The organism is Streptomyces sp. NPDC046915 (assembly GCF_040644935.1).
In the GTDB taxonomy this organism is placed as follows: Bacteria; Actinomycetota; Actinomycetes; order Streptomycetales; family Streptomycetaceae; genus Streptomyces.
This window is the reverse complement of sequence record NZ_JBEYXB010000034.1, coordinates 1-16,207: the sequence shown is the minus strand read 5'-3', so window position 1 is coordinate 16,207 and position 16,207 is coordinate 1. Positions and strand designations below refer to the sequence as shown.

At 72.0% G+C, this 16,207-nt stretch carries 15 protein-coding genes; 9 read left to right on the top strand and 6 right to left on the bottom strand.

Annotated elements, in window-relative coordinates; genetic code table 11:
* Positions 1–99 precede the first annotated feature (99 nt).
* Positions 100–1,005 carry an NYN domain-containing protein gene (locus ABZ915_RS45050; protein ID WP_361816249.1) on the top strand — a complete coding sequence of 302 codons (906 nt, stop codon included), beginning with the start codon at positions 100–102 and terminating at the stop codon, positions 1,003–1,005.
* A gap of 15 nt (positions 1,006–1,020) precedes the next feature.
* Here ABZ915_RS45050 and ABZ915_RS45045 read toward each other — a convergent pair whose 3' ends face one another.
* Complete coding sequence (locus ABZ915_RS45045) at positions 1,021–1,905, bottom strand: alpha/beta hydrolase (protein WP_361816093.1); 885 nt, start codon at positions 1,903–1,905, stop codon at positions 1,021–1,023.
* Positions 1,906–2,003: 98 nt separating this feature from the next.
* Complete coding sequence (locus tag ABZ915_RS45040; protein WP_361816090.1) at positions 2,004–4,370, bottom strand: DEAD/DEAH box helicase; 2,367 nt, start codon at positions 4,368–4,370, stop codon at positions 2,004–2,006.
* A 495-nt stretch (positions 4,371–4,865) separates the two neighbouring features.
* On the opposite strand from ABZ915_RS45040, the gene ABZ915_RS45035 reads away from it, so the two are divergent.
* Positions 4,866–5,612 carry a ferritin-like fold-containing protein gene (locus tag ABZ915_RS45035; protein WP_361816087.1) on the top strand — a complete coding sequence of 249 codons (747 nt, stop codon included), beginning with the start codon at positions 4,866–4,868 and terminating at the stop codon, positions 5,610–5,612.
* Between the two features lie 29 nt (positions 5,613–5,641).
* Here ABZ915_RS45035 and ABZ915_RS45030 read toward each other — a convergent pair whose 3' ends face one another.
* The 4 genes from ABZ915_RS45030 to ABZ915_RS45015 all read right to left on the bottom strand — a co-directional run bounded on the left by ABZ915_RS45030 (position 5,642) and on the right by ABZ915_RS45015 (position 7,553).
* Positions 5,642–5,911 (bottom strand): hypothetical protein, encoded by a 270-nt coding sequence (locus ABZ915_RS45030; RefSeq protein WP_361816085.1) that lies wholly within the window; start codon positions 5,909–5,911, stop codon positions 5,642–5,644.
* A gap of 205 nt (positions 5,912–6,116) precedes the next feature.
* A complete protein-coding gene (locus tag ABZ915_RS45025; protein WP_361816082.1) occupies positions 6,117–6,344 on the bottom strand; it encodes a DUF3107 domain-containing protein in 228 nt (75 codons plus the stop codon).
* Between the two features lie 157 nt (positions 6,345–6,501).
* Positions 6,502–7,143 (bottom strand): TetR/AcrR family transcriptional regulator, encoded by a 642-nt coding sequence (locus ABZ915_RS45020; RefSeq protein WP_361816079.1) that lies wholly within the window; start codon positions 7,141–7,143, stop codon positions 6,502–6,504.
* Between the two features lie 182 nt (positions 7,144–7,325).
* Positions 7,326–7,553 carry a hypothetical protein gene (locus ABZ915_RS45015; RefSeq protein WP_361816077.1) on the bottom strand — a complete coding sequence of 76 codons (228 nt, stop codon included), beginning with the start codon at positions 7,551–7,553 and terminating at the stop codon, positions 7,326–7,328.
* Positions 7,554–7,763: 210 nt separating this feature from the next.
* Here ABZ915_RS45015 and ABZ915_RS45010 point away from each other — a divergent pair, with 210 nt between their 5' ends.
* From ABZ915_RS45010 to ABZ915_RS44980, 7 genes are all read left to right on the top strand, one after another.
* A complete protein-coding gene (locus ABZ915_RS45010; RefSeq protein ID WP_361816074.1) occupies positions 7,764–8,786 on the top strand; it encodes an alpha/beta hydrolase in 1,023 nt (340 codons plus the stop codon).
* Positions 8,787–8,794: 8 nt separating this feature from the next.
* A complete protein-coding gene (locus tag ABZ915_RS45005; protein WP_361816071.1) occupies positions 8,795–10,399 on the top strand; it encodes a DUF3152 domain-containing protein in 1,605 nt (534 codons plus the stop codon).
* Between the two features lie 56 nt (positions 10,400–10,455).
* Positions 10,456–10,551, top strand: a complete 96-nt coding sequence (locus tag ABZ915_RS45000; RefSeq protein ID WP_361816068.1) for an Ms4533A family Cys-rich leader peptide — start codon at positions 10,456–10,458, stop codon at positions 10,549–10,551.
* Positions 10,552–10,736: 185 nt separating this feature from the next.
* Positions 10,737–12,455 carry an ABC transporter substrate-binding protein gene (locus tag ABZ915_RS44995; RefSeq protein WP_361816065.1) on the top strand — a complete coding sequence of 573 codons (1,719 nt, stop codon included), beginning with the start codon at positions 10,737–10,739 and terminating at the stop codon, positions 12,453–12,455.
* 4 nt (positions 12,456–12,459) lie between these two features.
* Complete coding sequence (locus tag ABZ915_RS44990; protein ID WP_361816062.1) at positions 12,460–13,452, top strand: ABC transporter permease; 993 nt, start codon at positions 12,460–12,462, stop codon at positions 13,450–13,452.
* Positions 13,449–14,447, top strand: a complete 999-nt coding sequence (locus ABZ915_RS44985) for an ABC transporter permease (RefSeq protein WP_361816059.1) — start codon at positions 13,449–13,451, stop codon at positions 14,445–14,447. Before ABZ915_RS44990 ends, ABZ915_RS44985 begins: the two co-directional genes overlap by 4 nt.
* The gene (locus ABZ915_RS44980) at positions 14,444–16,036 is read left to right on the top strand and encodes an ABC transporter ATP-binding protein (RefSeq protein WP_361816056.1); all 1,593 of its coding nucleotides are present in this window, start codon (positions 14,444–14,446) and stop codon (positions 16,034–16,036) included. Before ABZ915_RS44985 ends, ABZ915_RS44980 begins: the two co-directional genes overlap by 4 nt.
* The last annotated feature ends 171 nt before the right edge of the window (positions 16,037–16,207 follow it).

Here is a 16,207-nt window from a genome sequence, read left to right as displayed (position 1 = left end):
ACGCTAAGGAAATTTTTCGAACGTCTAACTACTGACCGGTAAGGAGTATTCGGGAGACTGACCGGGACCGGTTGTGTTCGCAGCGTGACCGCCGGGACAATGGAGTCGATGAACGACGACCTCGCGGCCCTGCAAGCCCGCATCGACCGCACGAACGAGCTGCTCCAGCGCATGCTCGCCGAAGTGGCGAAGACGCCCTCGACCCATGCGATCTTCGTCGACGCGGGGTACCTCTACGCTGCCGCGGGCCGCCTGGTGGCCGGGACCGAGGACCGTCGGGCCTTCGACCTCGACGCCGAGGGCCTCATCGACGCGCTGATCGACCGCGCCCGCACCATCTTCGCGGACAGCAGGCTGCTGCGGGTCTACTGGTACGACGGCGCCCGGCGCCGCATCCACACCGCCGAGCAGCAGTCCATCGCGGAACTGCCCGACGTCAAGGTGCGCCTGGGCAACCTCAACGCCAACAACCAGCAGAAGGGCGTCGATTCACTCATCCGCTCCGACCTGGAGTCCCTCGCCCGCCACCGCGCGATCAGCGACGCGGCCCTCCTCGGCGGCGACGAGGACCTGGTGTCGGCGGTGGAGGCGGCGCAGGGGTACGGCGCCCGCGTCCACCTCTGGGGCATCGAGGCCCCCGAAGGCCGCAACCAGGCCGAGCCGCTGCTCTGGGAGGTCGACAGCCAGCGCACCTTCGACCTCGAGTTCTTCAAGCCGTACGTCTCCCGGCGCACGGCCCTCGCCTACGACGCGTCGGCGGCGGCCCGGCCCTCCCGCGAGGACGTCCGCTTCGTCGGCGCCCAGATCGCGGCGAAGTGGCTCGCCGCCCGAGGCCGGGACGCCCTGGTGGAACTGCTGCCCGGCCACCCCTACCTGCCCGGCTCCGTCGACCAGGACCTCCTCGTCGAGGCCGAGGGCATCCTCCAGTACTCCCTGCGCGGCCAGGCGGACCTGCGCCGCGCCCTGCGGGACGGGTTCTGGGAGCACCTCCAGACGCAGTACTAGGGCCTGGCGCAGGGCCTAGGGCCTGGGCAGGTGGCCGTCGTCCCAGAAGTCGGCGATCGCGCGGGCGGTCGCCGGCGGCTGGTCGGTGTTGGGCGAGTGCAGGGCGCCTTCTATGACCGTGCGGCGGGCGCGGAGCCGTACGGCCATCTCGTCGAGGAGCGGCACCGGCCAGGTGTCGTCGACCGCGCCGGAGAGCACGTGGAAGGGCAGCGGCACGGCCGCCAGTTCGGCGACCCGGTCCGGCTCCGTGCACAACTGCCGTCCGGTGGCGATGAGCTGGGCGGGCCTGTTGCCCAGCCAGCGGCGCCGCAGGTCGTCCCGGTCGTCGAGACCGCTGTCGAGCTCGCCGGTGTCGGCCTCCTCGGGCAGCTCCATCGCCTGGATGGCCTCCCACACCTCGGCCATCGTCATCACGGTGAGCGCGTCGCGCAGCAGCTTCACGCGCTGCTGCTGGCCGACGGAGATCTGGGCCGGTCCTGAGGCCATCAGGGTCAGCGAGCGAAAGGGCGAGTGGTCGGCGAGGACGGCGGCGCGGGAGATCTGCCCGCCCAGGGAGTGCCCCAGCAGATGCACCGGCGTGCCCAGCGCCTCGGCCTGCGCCAGCAGGTCCTTCGCCAACTCCTCCTGCGCGTACGGGGATTCGTCGTGCTCGGGCCCGCCCGACTCGAACTGGCCACGGCCGTCGACGGCGACGGTCCGGTAGCCGCGCTCCGCGAGCGGCACCTGCAACGCGTTGAAGTCCTCCTTGCTGCCCGTGAATCCGGGCACCAGCAGGGCGACCCCCTTGGGCTCGGCACCGGCGGCCACGGGCGCGTCGACGACTGCGAACTCACCGCGCGCGGTGCGCAGTCGGTAGGCGCGGGCGCCGGGGGGCGGGGCGAAGGTGGGAGGCCTGCTCATGAGCAGAGGCTATCGGGAGCGGAAGAAGGGTGGAACGCCGACGGCCCGGCCCACACGAGGTGGGCCGGGCCGTCGGGTACCAGGTACCGGATGCCGGATCAGGCTTCCGGAGCTTCGACGGTGGCCGTGGCGGTCGCCGCGGTCGCCGCCGTCTTGCGGGTGCGGCGCGGCTTGGCCTCCGTGGCCTCGGCCGGGTCGACCGCCACCTCGGCCGCCTTGCGCGTACGGCGGCGCGGCTTGACCTCCGGCTCCTCGCCACCGGCCTGCGCCGGGATCTCGGCGACGGCCTTGCGGGTGCGGCGCGCCCTGGGCTTGGCCTCCGTGGCCTCGGCGGTGTCGACCGCGGCCTCGGCGGTTGCCGCCGTCTTGCGGGTGCGGCGTGCCTTGGGCTTGGCCTCGACCTCGGCTTCCACCTCTGCCGGGGCTTCGGTGGCGGTGGCCGCGGTGGCCGCGGTGGCCGCGGTCTTGCGGGTGCGGCGGGGCTTGGCCTCCGTGGCCTCGGCCGTGTCGACCGCGGCCTCGGCGGGGGCCGTCGCCTTGCGGGTGCGGCGTGCCTTGGGCTTGGCCTCGACCTCGGCTTCCACCTCTGCCGGGGCTTCGGTGGCGGTGGCCGCGGTGGCCGCGGTCTTGCGGGTGCGGCGGGGCTTGGCCTCCGTGGCCTCGGCCGTGTCGACCGCGGCCTCGGCGGGAGCCGCCACCTTGCGGGTGCGGGTCCGACGGGGCTTGACCTCGGTGGCTTCGGCGGTGTCGACCGCGGCCTCGGCGGGGGCCGCCACCTTGCGGGTGCGGGTCCGGCGCGGCTTCTCCTCCGGCGTCTCCACGACGGGGGTCACCTCGGCCTCGACCGCGGGCGCTGCCTCGGCCGGGGCGACGACCGGTTCCGCCGCCTTGCGGGTGCGGCGGCGGCGCGGCTTCTCGGCGGCGTCGGCCGTGGCCTCACCCTCCGCCGTCGCCACGACGGCCTCCGCGGCCGGCGCGACCTCGGTCACCACGGTCTCGGCGGCCGTGACGGCCGGGGCCGCCTCCGCCGAAGCCCCGCCGCGCGTACGGCGACGGCGGCGCAGCGTCCGGGGCGCGGTGGTCTCCTCCGCCGAGACCGTCTCGGCGGCCGGCGACGCGGCGTCCAGCGGGGCACCACCGCGCGTGCGGCGGCGACTGCGCGGCGAACGCGCCGGACGCTCGCGCTCGGCGGTACGGGCGTCACCGCCACGGGAGTCGCCACGGGAGTCGCCCCGGCCACCCCGGCCACCGCGACCGCGTGCACCGCGGCCACCGGTCTCGCCGAGGTCCTCCAGCTCCTCCGCGTCCAGCCCGGCGCGCGTACGCTCCGAGCGCGGCAGGGTGCCCTTGGTGCCCTCGGGGATGGAGAGGTCCGAGAACAGGTGCGGAGAGCTCGAGTAGGTCTCCACCGGGTCGTTGAAGTCCAGCTCCAGCGCCTTGTTGATCAGCTGCCAGCGCGGGATGTCGTCCCAGTCGACGAACGTGATCGCCGTACCCTTCGCGCCCGCGCGGCCCGTACGGCCGACCCGGTGCAGGTACGTCTTCTCGTCCTCGGGGGACTGGTAGTTGATGACGTGGGTGACGCCCTCGACGTCGATGCCGCGCGCGGCCACGTCGGTGCAGACCAGGACGTCGACCTTGCCGTTGCGGAAGGCGCGCAGCGCCTGCTCGCGGGCGCCCTGGCCGAGGTCGCCGTGGACCGCGCCGGAGGCGAACCCGCGGCGCTGGAGCTGCTCGGCGATGTCGGCCGCGGTGCGCTTGGTGCGGCAGAAGATCATCGCCAGACCGCGGCCGTCGGCCTGGAGGATGCGGGCGACCATCTCCGGCTTGTCCATGTTGTGGGCGCGGTACACGAACTGCTTGATGTTCGCGACCGTCGCGCCCTCGTCGTCCGGCGCGGTGGCGCGGATGTGCGTGGGCCGCGACATGTAGCGGCGCGCGAGGCCGATGACCGCGCCCGGCATGGTGGCCGAGAACAGCATGGTCTGGCGCTTGACCGGCAGCATGTCGATGATCTTCTCGACGTCGGGCAGGAAGCCCAGGTCGAGCATCTCGTCGGCCTCGTCGAGGACCAGGCACTTGACGTGCTTCAGGTTCAGCTTCTTCTGGCCGGCCAGGTCGAGCAGCCGGCCCGGGGTGCCGACGACCACGTCGACGCCCTTCTTCAGGGCCTCGACCTGGGGCTCGTAGGCCCGGCCGCCGTAGATCGCGGTGACGCGCACGTTGCGCACCTTGCCCGCGGTCAGCAGGTCGTTGGTGACCTGCGTGCACAGCTCGCGCGTGGGGACGACGACGAGCGCCTGCGGGGCGTCGGTGAGGGCCTCGGGCTGGGCGCGGCCCGCCTCCACGTCGGCGGGGACGGTCACGCGCTCGAGGAGCGGAAGGCCAAAGCCCAGCGTCTTGCCGGTGCCGGTCTTGGCCTGGCCGATGACGTCCGTGCCCGAGAGGGCGACCGGGAGCGTCATCTCCTGGATGGGGAAGGGAGTGGTGATGCCGACGGCCTCCAGGGCCTCGGCGGTCTCGGGAAGGATTCCGAGTTCTCGAAACGTCGTAGTCAGGGTGCTGCCTCTTCTGTGTGTGCGGCGCGAGGCGAGCGCGGGGGTCGTGTCGGACCATGCCGGGGGACGTCGGCTGCCGTACGGACAAACCGCTCGGGCAAGCCGTATGGCACGGGACCTCTGCCGACGCTCTAGCGCTCGTACCGCTGAGGGTGTCCCTCCGGTCGTCGTACACACGGTGGCGTACGGCCGGGGAGGGCTGTCGGGTCGGAGCCGATCGGGCCACCGACCGGGCATCCTCATGCGTGCGCCCTGTCGCGGTACGTCGAGCAGTGTCGACCCACCTAGCAGGCGCATTACCACCATACCCCGGAATCGTGCACATGTGATGGCCGATTTGGTCACGTAGTCGTCGTCACAGTGGTTGACCAGGGGCTTCATCCAGGCGGCGAGCGGGCTATTGTGCGCTTCATGACGAGCTCTGACAAGCCTGACAACGCCACCGCCGAACACACCGGCGTCGCCGCCCAGGACTGGGCCAAGGCCTCCGGCGACCCGCAGTACCGCGCCGCGGTCGTGGACCTGCTCGGCGCGCTCGCCTACGGGGAACTCGCGGCGTTCGAGCGCCTCGCGGAGGACGCCAAGCTGGCGCCCACGCTGGCGGACAAGGCGGAGCTGGCGAAGATGGCGTCCGCGGAGTTCCACCACTTCGAGCGGCTGCGGGACCGGCTCACCGAGATCGGCGCGGAACCGACCCTCGCCATGGAGCCGTTCGTCGCGGCGCTCGACGGCTTCCACAAGCAGACCGCGCCCTCGGACTGGCTGGAGGGCCTGGTCAAGGCGTACGTCGGCGACTCGATCGCCAGCGACTTCTACCGGGAGGTCGCGGCCCGCCTCGACTCCGACACCCGCGAGCTGGTGCTGGCCGTCCTCGACGACACCGGGCACGCCGGCTTCGCGGTGGAGAAGGTGCGCGCCGCCATCGACGCGGACCCGCGCGTCGGCGGCCGGCTCGCGCTGTGGGCGCGGCGTCTGATGGGCGAGGCCCTGTCGCAGTCCCAGCGGGTCGTCGCCGACCGGGACGCCCTGTCCACGATGCTCGTCGGTGGTGTGGCGGACGGCTTCGACCTCGCCGAGGTCGGCAGGATGTTCTCCCGCATCACCGAGGCCCACACCAAGCGGATGGCCGCGCTGGGCCTGGCGGCGTAGTACTTCGTGCGGCGCGGGGGCGGCTGCCCCTACGCCGTCGCTGATCGTCGGCGCAGGCGGCCGGCCGGGCGCAGCAGGAGCGACAGCGACGCCGCGGAGACGGCCGCCGCGCCGAGCAGGCTCGGCAGTACGCTGCCCGAGCCCAGCGCGCTGTGGGTGACGAAGTCACCGAAGAGAGCCCCGGCGACGCCCGTGCCGAACACCAGGGCGCGGGCGGGCAGCCGGTGGGCGAGCCGGTGCACCGCGGCCCAGGCCAGCGCCAGCCCCAGCAAGGCGGAGCCGAGAGCTTCCAGGATCATTGCGGGTCCCTCCCACGTGGCCTGCTGCGCTTCACGGTCGTAGCCCGTCATACCCGTGACCTGCGGAATGCAATCCTCCCCTGTGGACGACTTGTGCTCCCTTTGTGAGCGGGTCGGAGCGGGTCCGGACGCGGGAAGGGGCCCGGCGGCGAACAGCCGCCGGGCCCCTTCCCGGTGCGTGCGTAGGACGTCTCCCGTGTACGGACTACAGCGGGCCGAAACCCACCTTCCGGACGGAAGGCTCGCCGAGCTCGACGTACGCCAAGCGGTCCGACGGGACCAGGACCTTGCGGCCCTTCTCGTCCTCGAGGCTCAGCAGCTGCGTCTTTCCGGCCAGCGCCTCGGCCACCACGCGCTCGACCTCCTCCGCGCTCTGACCGCTCTCCAGAACGATCTCGCGGGGCGCGTGCTGCACGCCGATCTTGACCTCCACGGCTATGTCCCTCCGACGGTCAGTGAGTGCGCGACGTTCCGCGCCGTACCCAGCACACATTAGCCCGGTGAGGGGACGTACATGTTCAGCGCGAGAACGCCAGGAGCGAACAGCGGGCGGAACAAATCTCTCCCGCCCGCCACGCGCGTGTGTGTGCTCAGTGGTGCTCGGTGCCGTGCAGCGGGAAGCCCGCGATGCCCCGCCAGGCCAGCGAGGCCAGCAGCTGCACCGCCTGGTCGCGCGGGACGCTGCGGTCGCTGTGCAGCCAGGAGCGCGCCACCACCTGGGCGAGCCCGCCGAGGCCGGAGGCCAGCAGCATCGACTCGGCCCGCGACAGGCCCGTGTCCTCGGCGATCACTTCGCAGATCGCCTCGGCGCACTCGTTCGTGACCTTGTCGACGCGCTCGCGCACCGCGGGCTCGTTCGTCAGGTCCGACTCGAAGACCAGGCGGAAGGCGCCGCCGTCGTCCTCCACGTACGCGAAGTAGGCGTCCATCGTCGCCCGCACGCGCTGCTTGTTGTCGTTCGTCGACGCGAGCGCGTTCCGTACGGACTGGATCAGCGCCTCGCAGTGCTGGTCCAGCAGGGCGAGGTAGAGGTCCAGCTTGCCCGGGAAGTGCTGGTAGAGCACCGGCTTGCTGACGCCGGCGCGCTCGGCGATGTCGTCCATGGCGGCCGCGTGGTAGCCCTGGGCCACGAAGACTTCCTGGGCGGCACCCAGGAGCTGGTTCCGGCGGGCACGGCGCGGCAGGCGAGTGCCCCGCGGGCGTGCCGCCTCTGTCTGCTCGATGGCTGTCACGCCGCCTCCCAAAATCACGTCCACATGCGGTGTGCGCCGCGCGGCCATCGTACTTTTCGGTAACCGTGCTGTGCGCGGTGAGAGCGCAGAATTTCACGTACCGGACGACAGCGAAAGCCGTACGGACAGCCATAAAACCGGGCAGATCGTCGCCTGCCCGGTCGGAGATGACCGGCCGGAGGTCAGCGATAGTCGTCCTCGTCGAGGGAGACGACCCGTGCCTGTTCGATGAGGTCGGCCTCGTTCGCGCGGTCCGGGTCCACTCCTGTGAGGGGGTCGTCGTGGTCCGGGGCGAGGTCCGCGTGCTGCTCGGCGGCGTCCACCTCGGGAGCCTCGACGTCGATCTCCGTCAGGTCGTCCTCGGTCTCGAGTTCCTGAAACGTCTCGGGATCGCTGGGGTCATAGGCCATGGTGGGCTCCCTTCCTACGAACGTCCCTGGAAGCATCAGGGGCCACATTCGGGTGCCCTTTGTATGAGCGTAGGAGACACCCGATGCGGACGCTATGCCATCTGCCCCCGATCGTTGTGCGGCTCGTCAGCCGACTCACCAGTGGGGAACGTTCCATTCTGTGACGGCGAACACATGAACCACTGCGTGATCGTCTCGTAACATTGCCGCATGTCTTCGACCGAGTTGCCGTCCGTGCCGGCCGCGAGCGTCCTTCCAAGGGTGTCGCCCGTGAGGGTCGCGGAGGGCGAGCGGCTCAGGTCGGTGGGTCTGCCGGGGGTCACGCTGACGATCCGGTCGAGACCACCCGCGCGCGAGGGGCTGCCGCCCGCGCTGTACGTGCACGGTCTCGGCGGTTCCTCGCAGAACTGGTCGGCGCTGATGGTCGAGCTCGACGGTGTCGTCGACGGCGAGGCGGTCGACCTGCCGGGCTTCGGGGACTCCCCGCCGCCGGACGACGGCGACTACTCCGTGACCGGACACGCGCGCGCGGTCATCCGCTATCTCGACGCGTCCGGCCGCCGCCCGGTCCACCTCTTCGGCAACTCCCTGGGCGGCGCGGTCACCACGCGCGTGGCCGCCGTGCGGCCCGATCTCGTCCGCACCCTCACGCTGGTCTCGCCCGCGCTTCCCGAACTGCGCGTGCAGCGGACGGCGGTGCCGACGGCGCTGCTGGGCGTGCCCGGTGTGGCCGCGCTCTTCACCCGCGTCACCAAGGAGTGGTCGGCCGAGCAGCGCGTCCGGGGTGTCACGGCCCTGTGCTACGGCGACCCCGGGCGGGTGTCGCCGGAGGCGTTCGGGCACGCCGTGGAGGAACTGGAGCGGCGGCTGCGGCTGCCGTACTTCTGGGACGCCATGACGCGCTCCGCGCGCGGGATCGTCAACGCCTACACGCTCGGCGGCCAGCACGGCCTCTGGCGCCAGGCCGAACGCGTCCTCGCCCCGACGCTCCTGATCTACGGCGGCCGTGACCAGCTGGTCGGCTACCGCATGGCCCGGAAGGCGGCCCGTGCCTTCCGCGACTCCCGTCTGCTGTCCCTGCCGGACGCGGGACACGTGGCGATGATGGAGTACCCGGACACGGTGGCCGGGGCCTTCCGGGAACTTCTCACCGAGGTGGGCGAGTTGGTACTCGAAGGCGGGCCGGCCGCCGCCGGTGCGGACGGCTCCGCCGCCAAGGGTGCGGGGGGCTGAGGGGCGACGTGGGACGCCACAGCCGCCGCGGGAAGGCACCCAAGGGTGACCCCGGCTCCGCGGCCACAACCGCACAGACCTCCGGCGAGAGCCGCACCGAGCAGGGCGCTGCCCGGGACGGGCGGGAGCCGGGCGCCGCGCCGGGAGCGGCTCCGGGAGTGATGCCGGGCGGCCGGCCGGGTGCCGGGCCCGTACCGGTGCCGGGACAGCGCCGGGCGCCGCTGGGCGGGGGACCGGGGTACGGCGTGCCGCGTGGCCCCGGCGGGGCGCCCGCTCAGGGCACGCCCGCTCGGGGTGTACCTCGTATGCCTGACGGCACTCCGGCGCGCGGTGTGCCGCGTATGCAGGACGGCACTCCGGCGCGTGGTATGCCACGTATGCAGGACGGTACTCAGACGCGTGACGTGCCCCGGGCGCAGGACGGCACTCCGGCCGGCGGCGTGCCCCGTTTCCCCGGTGGTCCGGCCGGCCGCGGCGCACCCCAGGCCCGTGGCGGCCACCCCGAGCAGCGGGAACCCGGCGGTGGCTGGGGCGAGTTCGCGGGCCGCGGTGAAGACGGCCGGGACGCGCGCTCCGGTGGGGCCGGGCCTCAGACCGCCGTGCCGCGGCAGCGGCGGAAGGTTCCCGGCGGGCCCCGCAAGGAGTACCTGGACGCCTTCGACGGCGGGCTCGACGAGGACGACGACGTCTTCGCGTCCCGGCCGGGAGCGGGCACGCGGCGCACGGAGTCGCTCGTCCCCGCGCCGGCCCGGGAACCCGAGACCGCCGGAGCGGACGACGACGCGCCCCCGGCCGGTGATCCCGCGCAGCCCAGGCGGAGCAGGGGGCGGACCTTCACCGGTATCGCGGCGGCCGCCGTCACCACCGTGCTGGCCGTGATCGTGGCCGGGCAGGTCACCGACGGCCAGGACGGCACCGACACGCAGTCCCGGTCCGCCACCGACGGGTCCGGCGACTCCGCCTCGCGCGGGGACGGCCGGCCGGCGCCTTCCGGATCCGCGAATGTGGCGCCACTGACGTACGACCAGAAGATGGCCGAGAAGTACGCGCTCAGCGCCACCCTGAAGGGCTCGGGGAAGTTCGAGGCGGTCCCCGGTGCGGCCAAGGCGCCCGGCAAGGGGCGCAAGTACACCTACCGTGTGGACATCGAGCAGGGGCTCGGCCTGGACGGTGAGCTCTTCGCCGAGGCGGTGCAGAAGACGCTCAACGACGAGCGCAGCTGGGCCCACGACGGGGCCCGTACCTTCGAGCGCGTCGACTCCGGCAAGCCCGACTTCGTCATCACCCTCGCCAGCCCCGGCACCACCGCCACCTGGTGCGCCAAGTCCGGCCTGGACACCACGGAGGACAACGTCTCCTGCGACTCGGCCGCCACCGAACGCGTGATGATCAACGCCTATCGCTGGGCACAGGGCTCGAAGACGTACGGCGACGAGATCCACGCCTACCGCCAGATGCTCATCAACCACGAGGTCGGCCACCGGCTCGGCTACGGCCATGTCACCTGCGACAAGGACGGCGAGCTGGCCCCGGTGATGCAGCAGCAGACCAAGTTCCTGAACCACAACGGCATCCACTGTCTGCCCAACCCCTGGCCCTTTCCCAGGAGTTGACAGGCAGCGCTTACCTCACATTGACATGCGCCGAAAGTTCGTTCATATTTCTGCGCATGTGGTCTAGTCATTCCGTCGACAGCAGCGCCGCCATCGAGCTGGCGCTCTTCGGCGTGACCGCGCTCTGCGTGGCCGACATCCACTGTCGCTGACGCCGCCTCCTGGCGTTCGCGTCGCGATCTTCACCGCTTTCTCCGTGATGTGATCACGGCTTTTTCGACGACCCGGCGCCGGGGCAGACGTCTGTTCATTTTCGTCTCACTCCTCGTCCATCTGTCTCATCATCCGAGAAGACTCGAGAGACAGCCGGCAAACCAACCGAGAGGTCGTCACTCCGATGCGTCAACCGTCCCTCAGAGCGCGCCGCGTGGCCGCGGTATCCGTCAGCCTGGTCGTGGCAGCGGGCGCCGCCGCCTGCGGGCCGAAGGACAACGATGCCAAGGCCTCCGGTGGCGACTCCACGCCCCACAAGGGCGGCACCCTCACGGTCCTGAACTCCGAGGCGCAGACGGACTTCGACCCCGCCCGCCTGTACACCTCCGGCGGCGGCAACGTCCCCTCCCTCGTCTTCCGCACGCTCACCACCCGCAACCGCGAGAACGGCGCGGCCGGCGCCAAGGTCGTCCCCGACCTGGCCACCGACACCGGGCGCCCCAGCAAGGACGCGACCGTGTGGACGTACACCCTGAAGAAGGGCCTCAAGTACGAGGACGGCACCCCAATCACCTCGGCCGACATCAAGTACGGCATCGAGCGCTCCTTCGCCCCCGAACTCTCCGGCGGCGCCCCCTACCTGCGGGACTGGCTGGTCGGCGCCGCCGGCTACCAGGGGCCGTACAAGGACAAGAAGGGCCTGTCGGCGATCGAGACGCCGGACAGCCGGACCATCGTCTTCCATCTGGACAAGCCCGAGGGCGAGTTCCCCTACCTGGCCACCCAGACGCAGTTCACGCCCGTCCCCAAGAGCAAGGACACCGGCACCAAGTACGAGGAGCACCCCCTCTCCTCGGGACCGTACAAGGTCGTCGAGAACGAGAACGACGGCGAGCACCTGCTCCTGGAGCGCAACACGTACTGGTCGTCGGCGACGGACCCGGAGCGCAAGGCCTACCCGGACAAGGTGGACGTACGCTCCGGGCTCGACTCCTCGGTGATCAACCAGCGGCTGGCCGCGTCCCAGGGTGCGGACGCCGCCGCGGTCACCACCGACACCAACCTCGGCCCGGCCGAACTCGCCAAGGTGACCGGCGACAGGGAACTGGCCGCGCGCGTGGGCACCGGCCACTTCGGCTACACGAACTACCTCGCGTTCAATCCGACGGTCAAGCCGTTCGACAACGCAAAGGTGCGCCAGGCGATCTCGTACGCGATCGACCGGTCGTCCGTCGTCAACGCGGCGGGCGGTTCCGCGCTCGCCGAGCCCGCGACCACCTACCTGCCGAACCAGAAGTCCTTCGGCTACACGCCGTACGACCTCTTCCCGGCCGGGAAGACGGGCAACGCGGCGAAGGCCAAGGAACTGCTGAAGGAGGCCGGTTACAAGAACGGGCTCACGGTGACGCTCACCCACTCCAACAGCAAGGACTTCGAGACCAGCCCGGAGATCGCGACCGCCGTCCAGGACGCGCTCAAGAAGGCCGGCATCACGGTCAAGCTCCAGGGCCTGGAGGACAACGACTACCGGGACAAGATCCACAGCGTGAAGACCGAGCCCGGCCTCTTCCTCGCCCACTGGGGTGCCGACTGGCCCTCCGGTGGTCCCTTCCTCGCCCCGATCTTCGACGGCCGGCAGATCGTCAAGGACGGCGCGAACTTCAACACCGGCCTGCTGAACGACAAGTCGGTCAACGCCGAGATCGACGCGATCAACAAGTTGACGGACCTGGACGCCGCCGCCAAGCGGTGGGGTGCGCTGGACAAGAAGATCGGCGAGCAGGCGCTGACCGTGCCGCTCTTCCACCCCGTCTACAAGCGCCTGGTCGGCAAGGACATCAAGAACGTCGTGATCAGCGACTGGACCGGTGTCCTGGACATCTCCCAGGCCGCGGTGAAGTAGCGCCGTGAGCGAGGCACTTGTCGCCGTCGGGACCGCCGGGACGGACACCTCCGTCCCGGCGGTCTCGGGGGCCCGTCAGTTCTGGCGGCGGCTGCGCGAGCAGCGCGCCGCCCTCGTCGCGGCCGTCGTCGTCGCGCTGCTCGTCCTGGTCGCGCTCGCCGCGCCGCTGCTCACCGCGATCGAGGGCCAGGACCCGACCACGTACCACCCGTCCCTGATCGACTCCGCGCGCGGGGGTGTGCCCATCGGCTCGTTCGGCGGGGCCGGCGGCGACCACTGGCTGGGCGTGGAACCGCAGACCGGACGCGACCTGTTCGCGCGGCTGGTGTACGGGGCTCGGGTCTCCCTCGGGGTCGCGCTGGCCGCGACGGTGGTGCAGGTCGCCCTCGGTGTCACGATCGGCATCGCCTCCGCGCTCGGCACCCGGTGGGTTGATCAACTGTTGAGCCGGGCCACCGACGTCATCGTCTCCATGCCACTGATGATCATGTCGCTGTCCCTGCTCGCGGTCGTCCCCGCCGGCTTCCCGCGGCCGGTCCTCGTCACCCTGGTCATCGGCCTCATCGCCTGGGGCAACATCGCGAAGATCACACGCGCCCAGACACTCACCCTGAAGGGGCTCGACTACGTCTCCGCCGCCCGGCTGAGCGGCTGGGGCACCTGGCGCGTCGCCCGCCGGGAACTCCTGCCGGGCCTCGCCGCACCCGTCATCACCTACGCGGCGCTGCTCGTCCCCACGAACATCTCCATCGAGGCGGCCCTGTCCTTCCTCGGCGTCGGCGTGAAGCCGCCGACGCCCTCCTGGGGACAGATGCTCACCGCCGCCGACGTCTGGTACCAGGCGGCACCGCAGTACCTGCTGCTGCCCGCCGGCGCGCTGTTCCTCACCGTCCTCGCCCTCACCGTCCTCGGCGACGGCGTGCGCACGGCACTCGACCCGCGCGCGGCCTCGCGGCTGCGCGTCGGCACCGGCCGCAAGCGGGAGGCCAAGGCATGAACGGCTTCGGAGGATTCGTCCTGCGCCGCACCGCCGGCGCCCTGGTCACCCTGTTCGTCCTCTCGGTGATCGTCTACGTCGTCTTCTACGTCACCCCCGGCAACGTCGCCCAGATCACCTGCGGCCCGCGCTGCTCGCCGGAGCAGGTGCACCAGGTCGCCCAGCAGCTGAAGCTCGACGACCCGCTGTACGTGCGCTACTGGCACTTCCTGCTGGGAATCGTCGCGGGCCAGGACTACTCGACCGGAACGTCCGTGGCGCACTGCCCGGCGCCCTGCCTCGGGCTCTCGTACCGCAGCGACCAGCAGGTCACCGACATCATCCTGGCGAAGCTCCCGGTCAGCCTGTCGCTCGTGCTCGGCGCGATGGTGCTGTGGCTCGTCCTCGGGGTCGGCACCGGTGTCCTCTCCGCGTGGCGGCGCGGCCGGCTCACCGAACGGGTGCTGACCGCCCTGACCCTGGCCGGCTGGGCCACGCCGGTCTTCGTCATCGGCCTGATCCTGATGATCGTCGTCTGCGGCCAACTCCAGCTGCTGCCCTTCCCGCAGTACGTGAAGTTCACCGACGACCCCGAGCAGTGGACGTGGAACCTGCTGCTGCCCTGGCTCTCGCTGGCCCTGATCGAGGCCGCCGGGTTCGCGCGCCTCACCAGGGCGGCCATGCTGGAGACCCTCGCCGAGGACCACATCCGCACCTTCCGCGCGTACGGCGTGGGGGAGCGCTCGATCGTCGGACGGCACGCGCTGCGCGGCGCGCTGGCGCCCGTCATCGCGCTGAACGCCAACAACTTCGGCTCGGCCGTCGGCGGCGCGGTCCTCACCGAGACCCTGTTCGGCCTGCCCGGCATCGGCCAGGAGCTGGTGCACGCGGTGAACGTCGTCGACCTGCCGGTGGTCGTCGGCATGGTCCTGGTCGTCGGCTTCTTCGTGGTCCTCGCCAACGCCGCCGCGGACGTGCTGTACGCGGTGGCCGACCGACGGGTGGTGCTCGCATGAGCCTGGTGGAAGTGACGGACCTGAGCGTCGAGTTCGGGTCCCTCAGGGCCGTGGACGGGCTGTCGTTCCGCCTGGAGCCCGGCGCCGCCCTCGCCCTGGTCGGCGAGTCCGGCTCCGGCAAGTCCACGGTCGCCGGCGCCCTGCTGGGCCTGCACCGGGGCACGGGAGCCCGGGTCGCCGGCTCGGTCCACGTCGCCGGCACCGACGTGCACGGCGCCTCCGACGAGGAACTCCGGCGGCTGCGCGGGGCGAAGGCCGCCATGGTCTTCCAGGACCCGCTGTCCTCGCTCGACCCGTACTACGCCATCGGCGACCAGATCGCCGAGGTGCACCGCGTGCACACGCGCGTGTCGCGACGGGTGGCACGCGCGCGTGCCGCCGAGGTCCTCGACCGGGTGGGCATTCCGGACGCGGTACGGCGGTCCCGCTCGCGCCCGCACGAGTTCAGCGGCGGCATGCGCCAGCGCGCCCTGATCGCCATGGCGCTGGCGTGCGAGCCGGAACTGCTCATCGCCGACGAGCCGACCACCGCGCTGGACGTGACCGTGCAGGCCCAGATCCTCGACCTGCTGCACACTCTGCGCGAGGAGACCGGCCTGGGGCTCCTCCTCGTCACCCACGACGTCGGCGTGGCCGCCGAGAGTGTCGACGAGGTGCTGGTCATGCGGCACGGCAAGGCGGTCGAGCACGGGCCGGCCGGCACCGTCCTGGGGACGCCCCGCGAGCCGTACACCCGGGAGCTGCTCGGCGCGGTGCCGCGTGTGGACGCGCCGCGTGCCGCCTCGGGGGCGACCGAGGAGGTGGTCCTGGAGGCGACCGGCCTCCGGCGCGCGTTCGGGCGCGGCAAGGGGGCGGTCACGGCCGTCGACGACGTGTCGCTGACCGTCCGCCGGGGCGAGACCCTCGGCATCGTGGGCGAGAGCGGCAGCGGCAAGACGACGCTCGGGCGCATGCTGGTCGGGCTGCTGGAGCCGACGGCGGGCGGGGTCAGCTTCGAGGGCCGCGCGGTGCGCGGCGTGAACCCGGCCGTGCAGATGGTCTTCCAGGACCCCGTCTCCTCCCTCAACCCCCGCCGCAGCGTGGGCGAGTCCATCGCAGACCCGCTCCGCGCGCGGGGCGAAAGGGATGAGGAGCGCATCCGGGGGCGCGTGACGGAACTGCTGGAGCGCGTGGGACTCGAAGCGGCGCACTACGGCCGCTACCCGCACGAGTTCAGCGGCGGACAGCGCCAGCGCGTGGGCATCGCGCGGGCGCTCGCGGCCGACCCGCGCGTCATCGTCTGCGACGAGCCCGTCTCGGCCCTCGACGTCACCACGCAGGCCCAGGTGGTGGCCCTGCTCGGCGAGTTGCAGCGTGAACTCGGACTCGCACTGGTATTCGTCGCGCACGACCTCGCCGTCGTACGACAGGTGAGCGACCGGGTCGCGGTGATGCGCCGCGGACGGGTCGTGGAGTCCGGGCCCGCCGACGAGGTGTACGACAACCCGCGGGAGCCGTACACCAGGCAACTGCTGGCCGCCGTACCCGCTCTGGACCCCCGGGTCGCGGCCGAGCGGCGGGCCGCCCGCCGGGAGCTCGCGGCGGCATGACCGTACGCGTCCGCGTGATCTCATAGCGCGACGGAACGCGACCCGCACGGGAAAGTTACGACCGTTCACCCCTTTTGGTGGGGGGCGGCGCCACACCACCGGGCCCCCCCACCCCGGGCCGCCCACCGGCTGCCCCCCCCCCGCCCCCCGCCCCCCCCCCCCGCCCCCCCC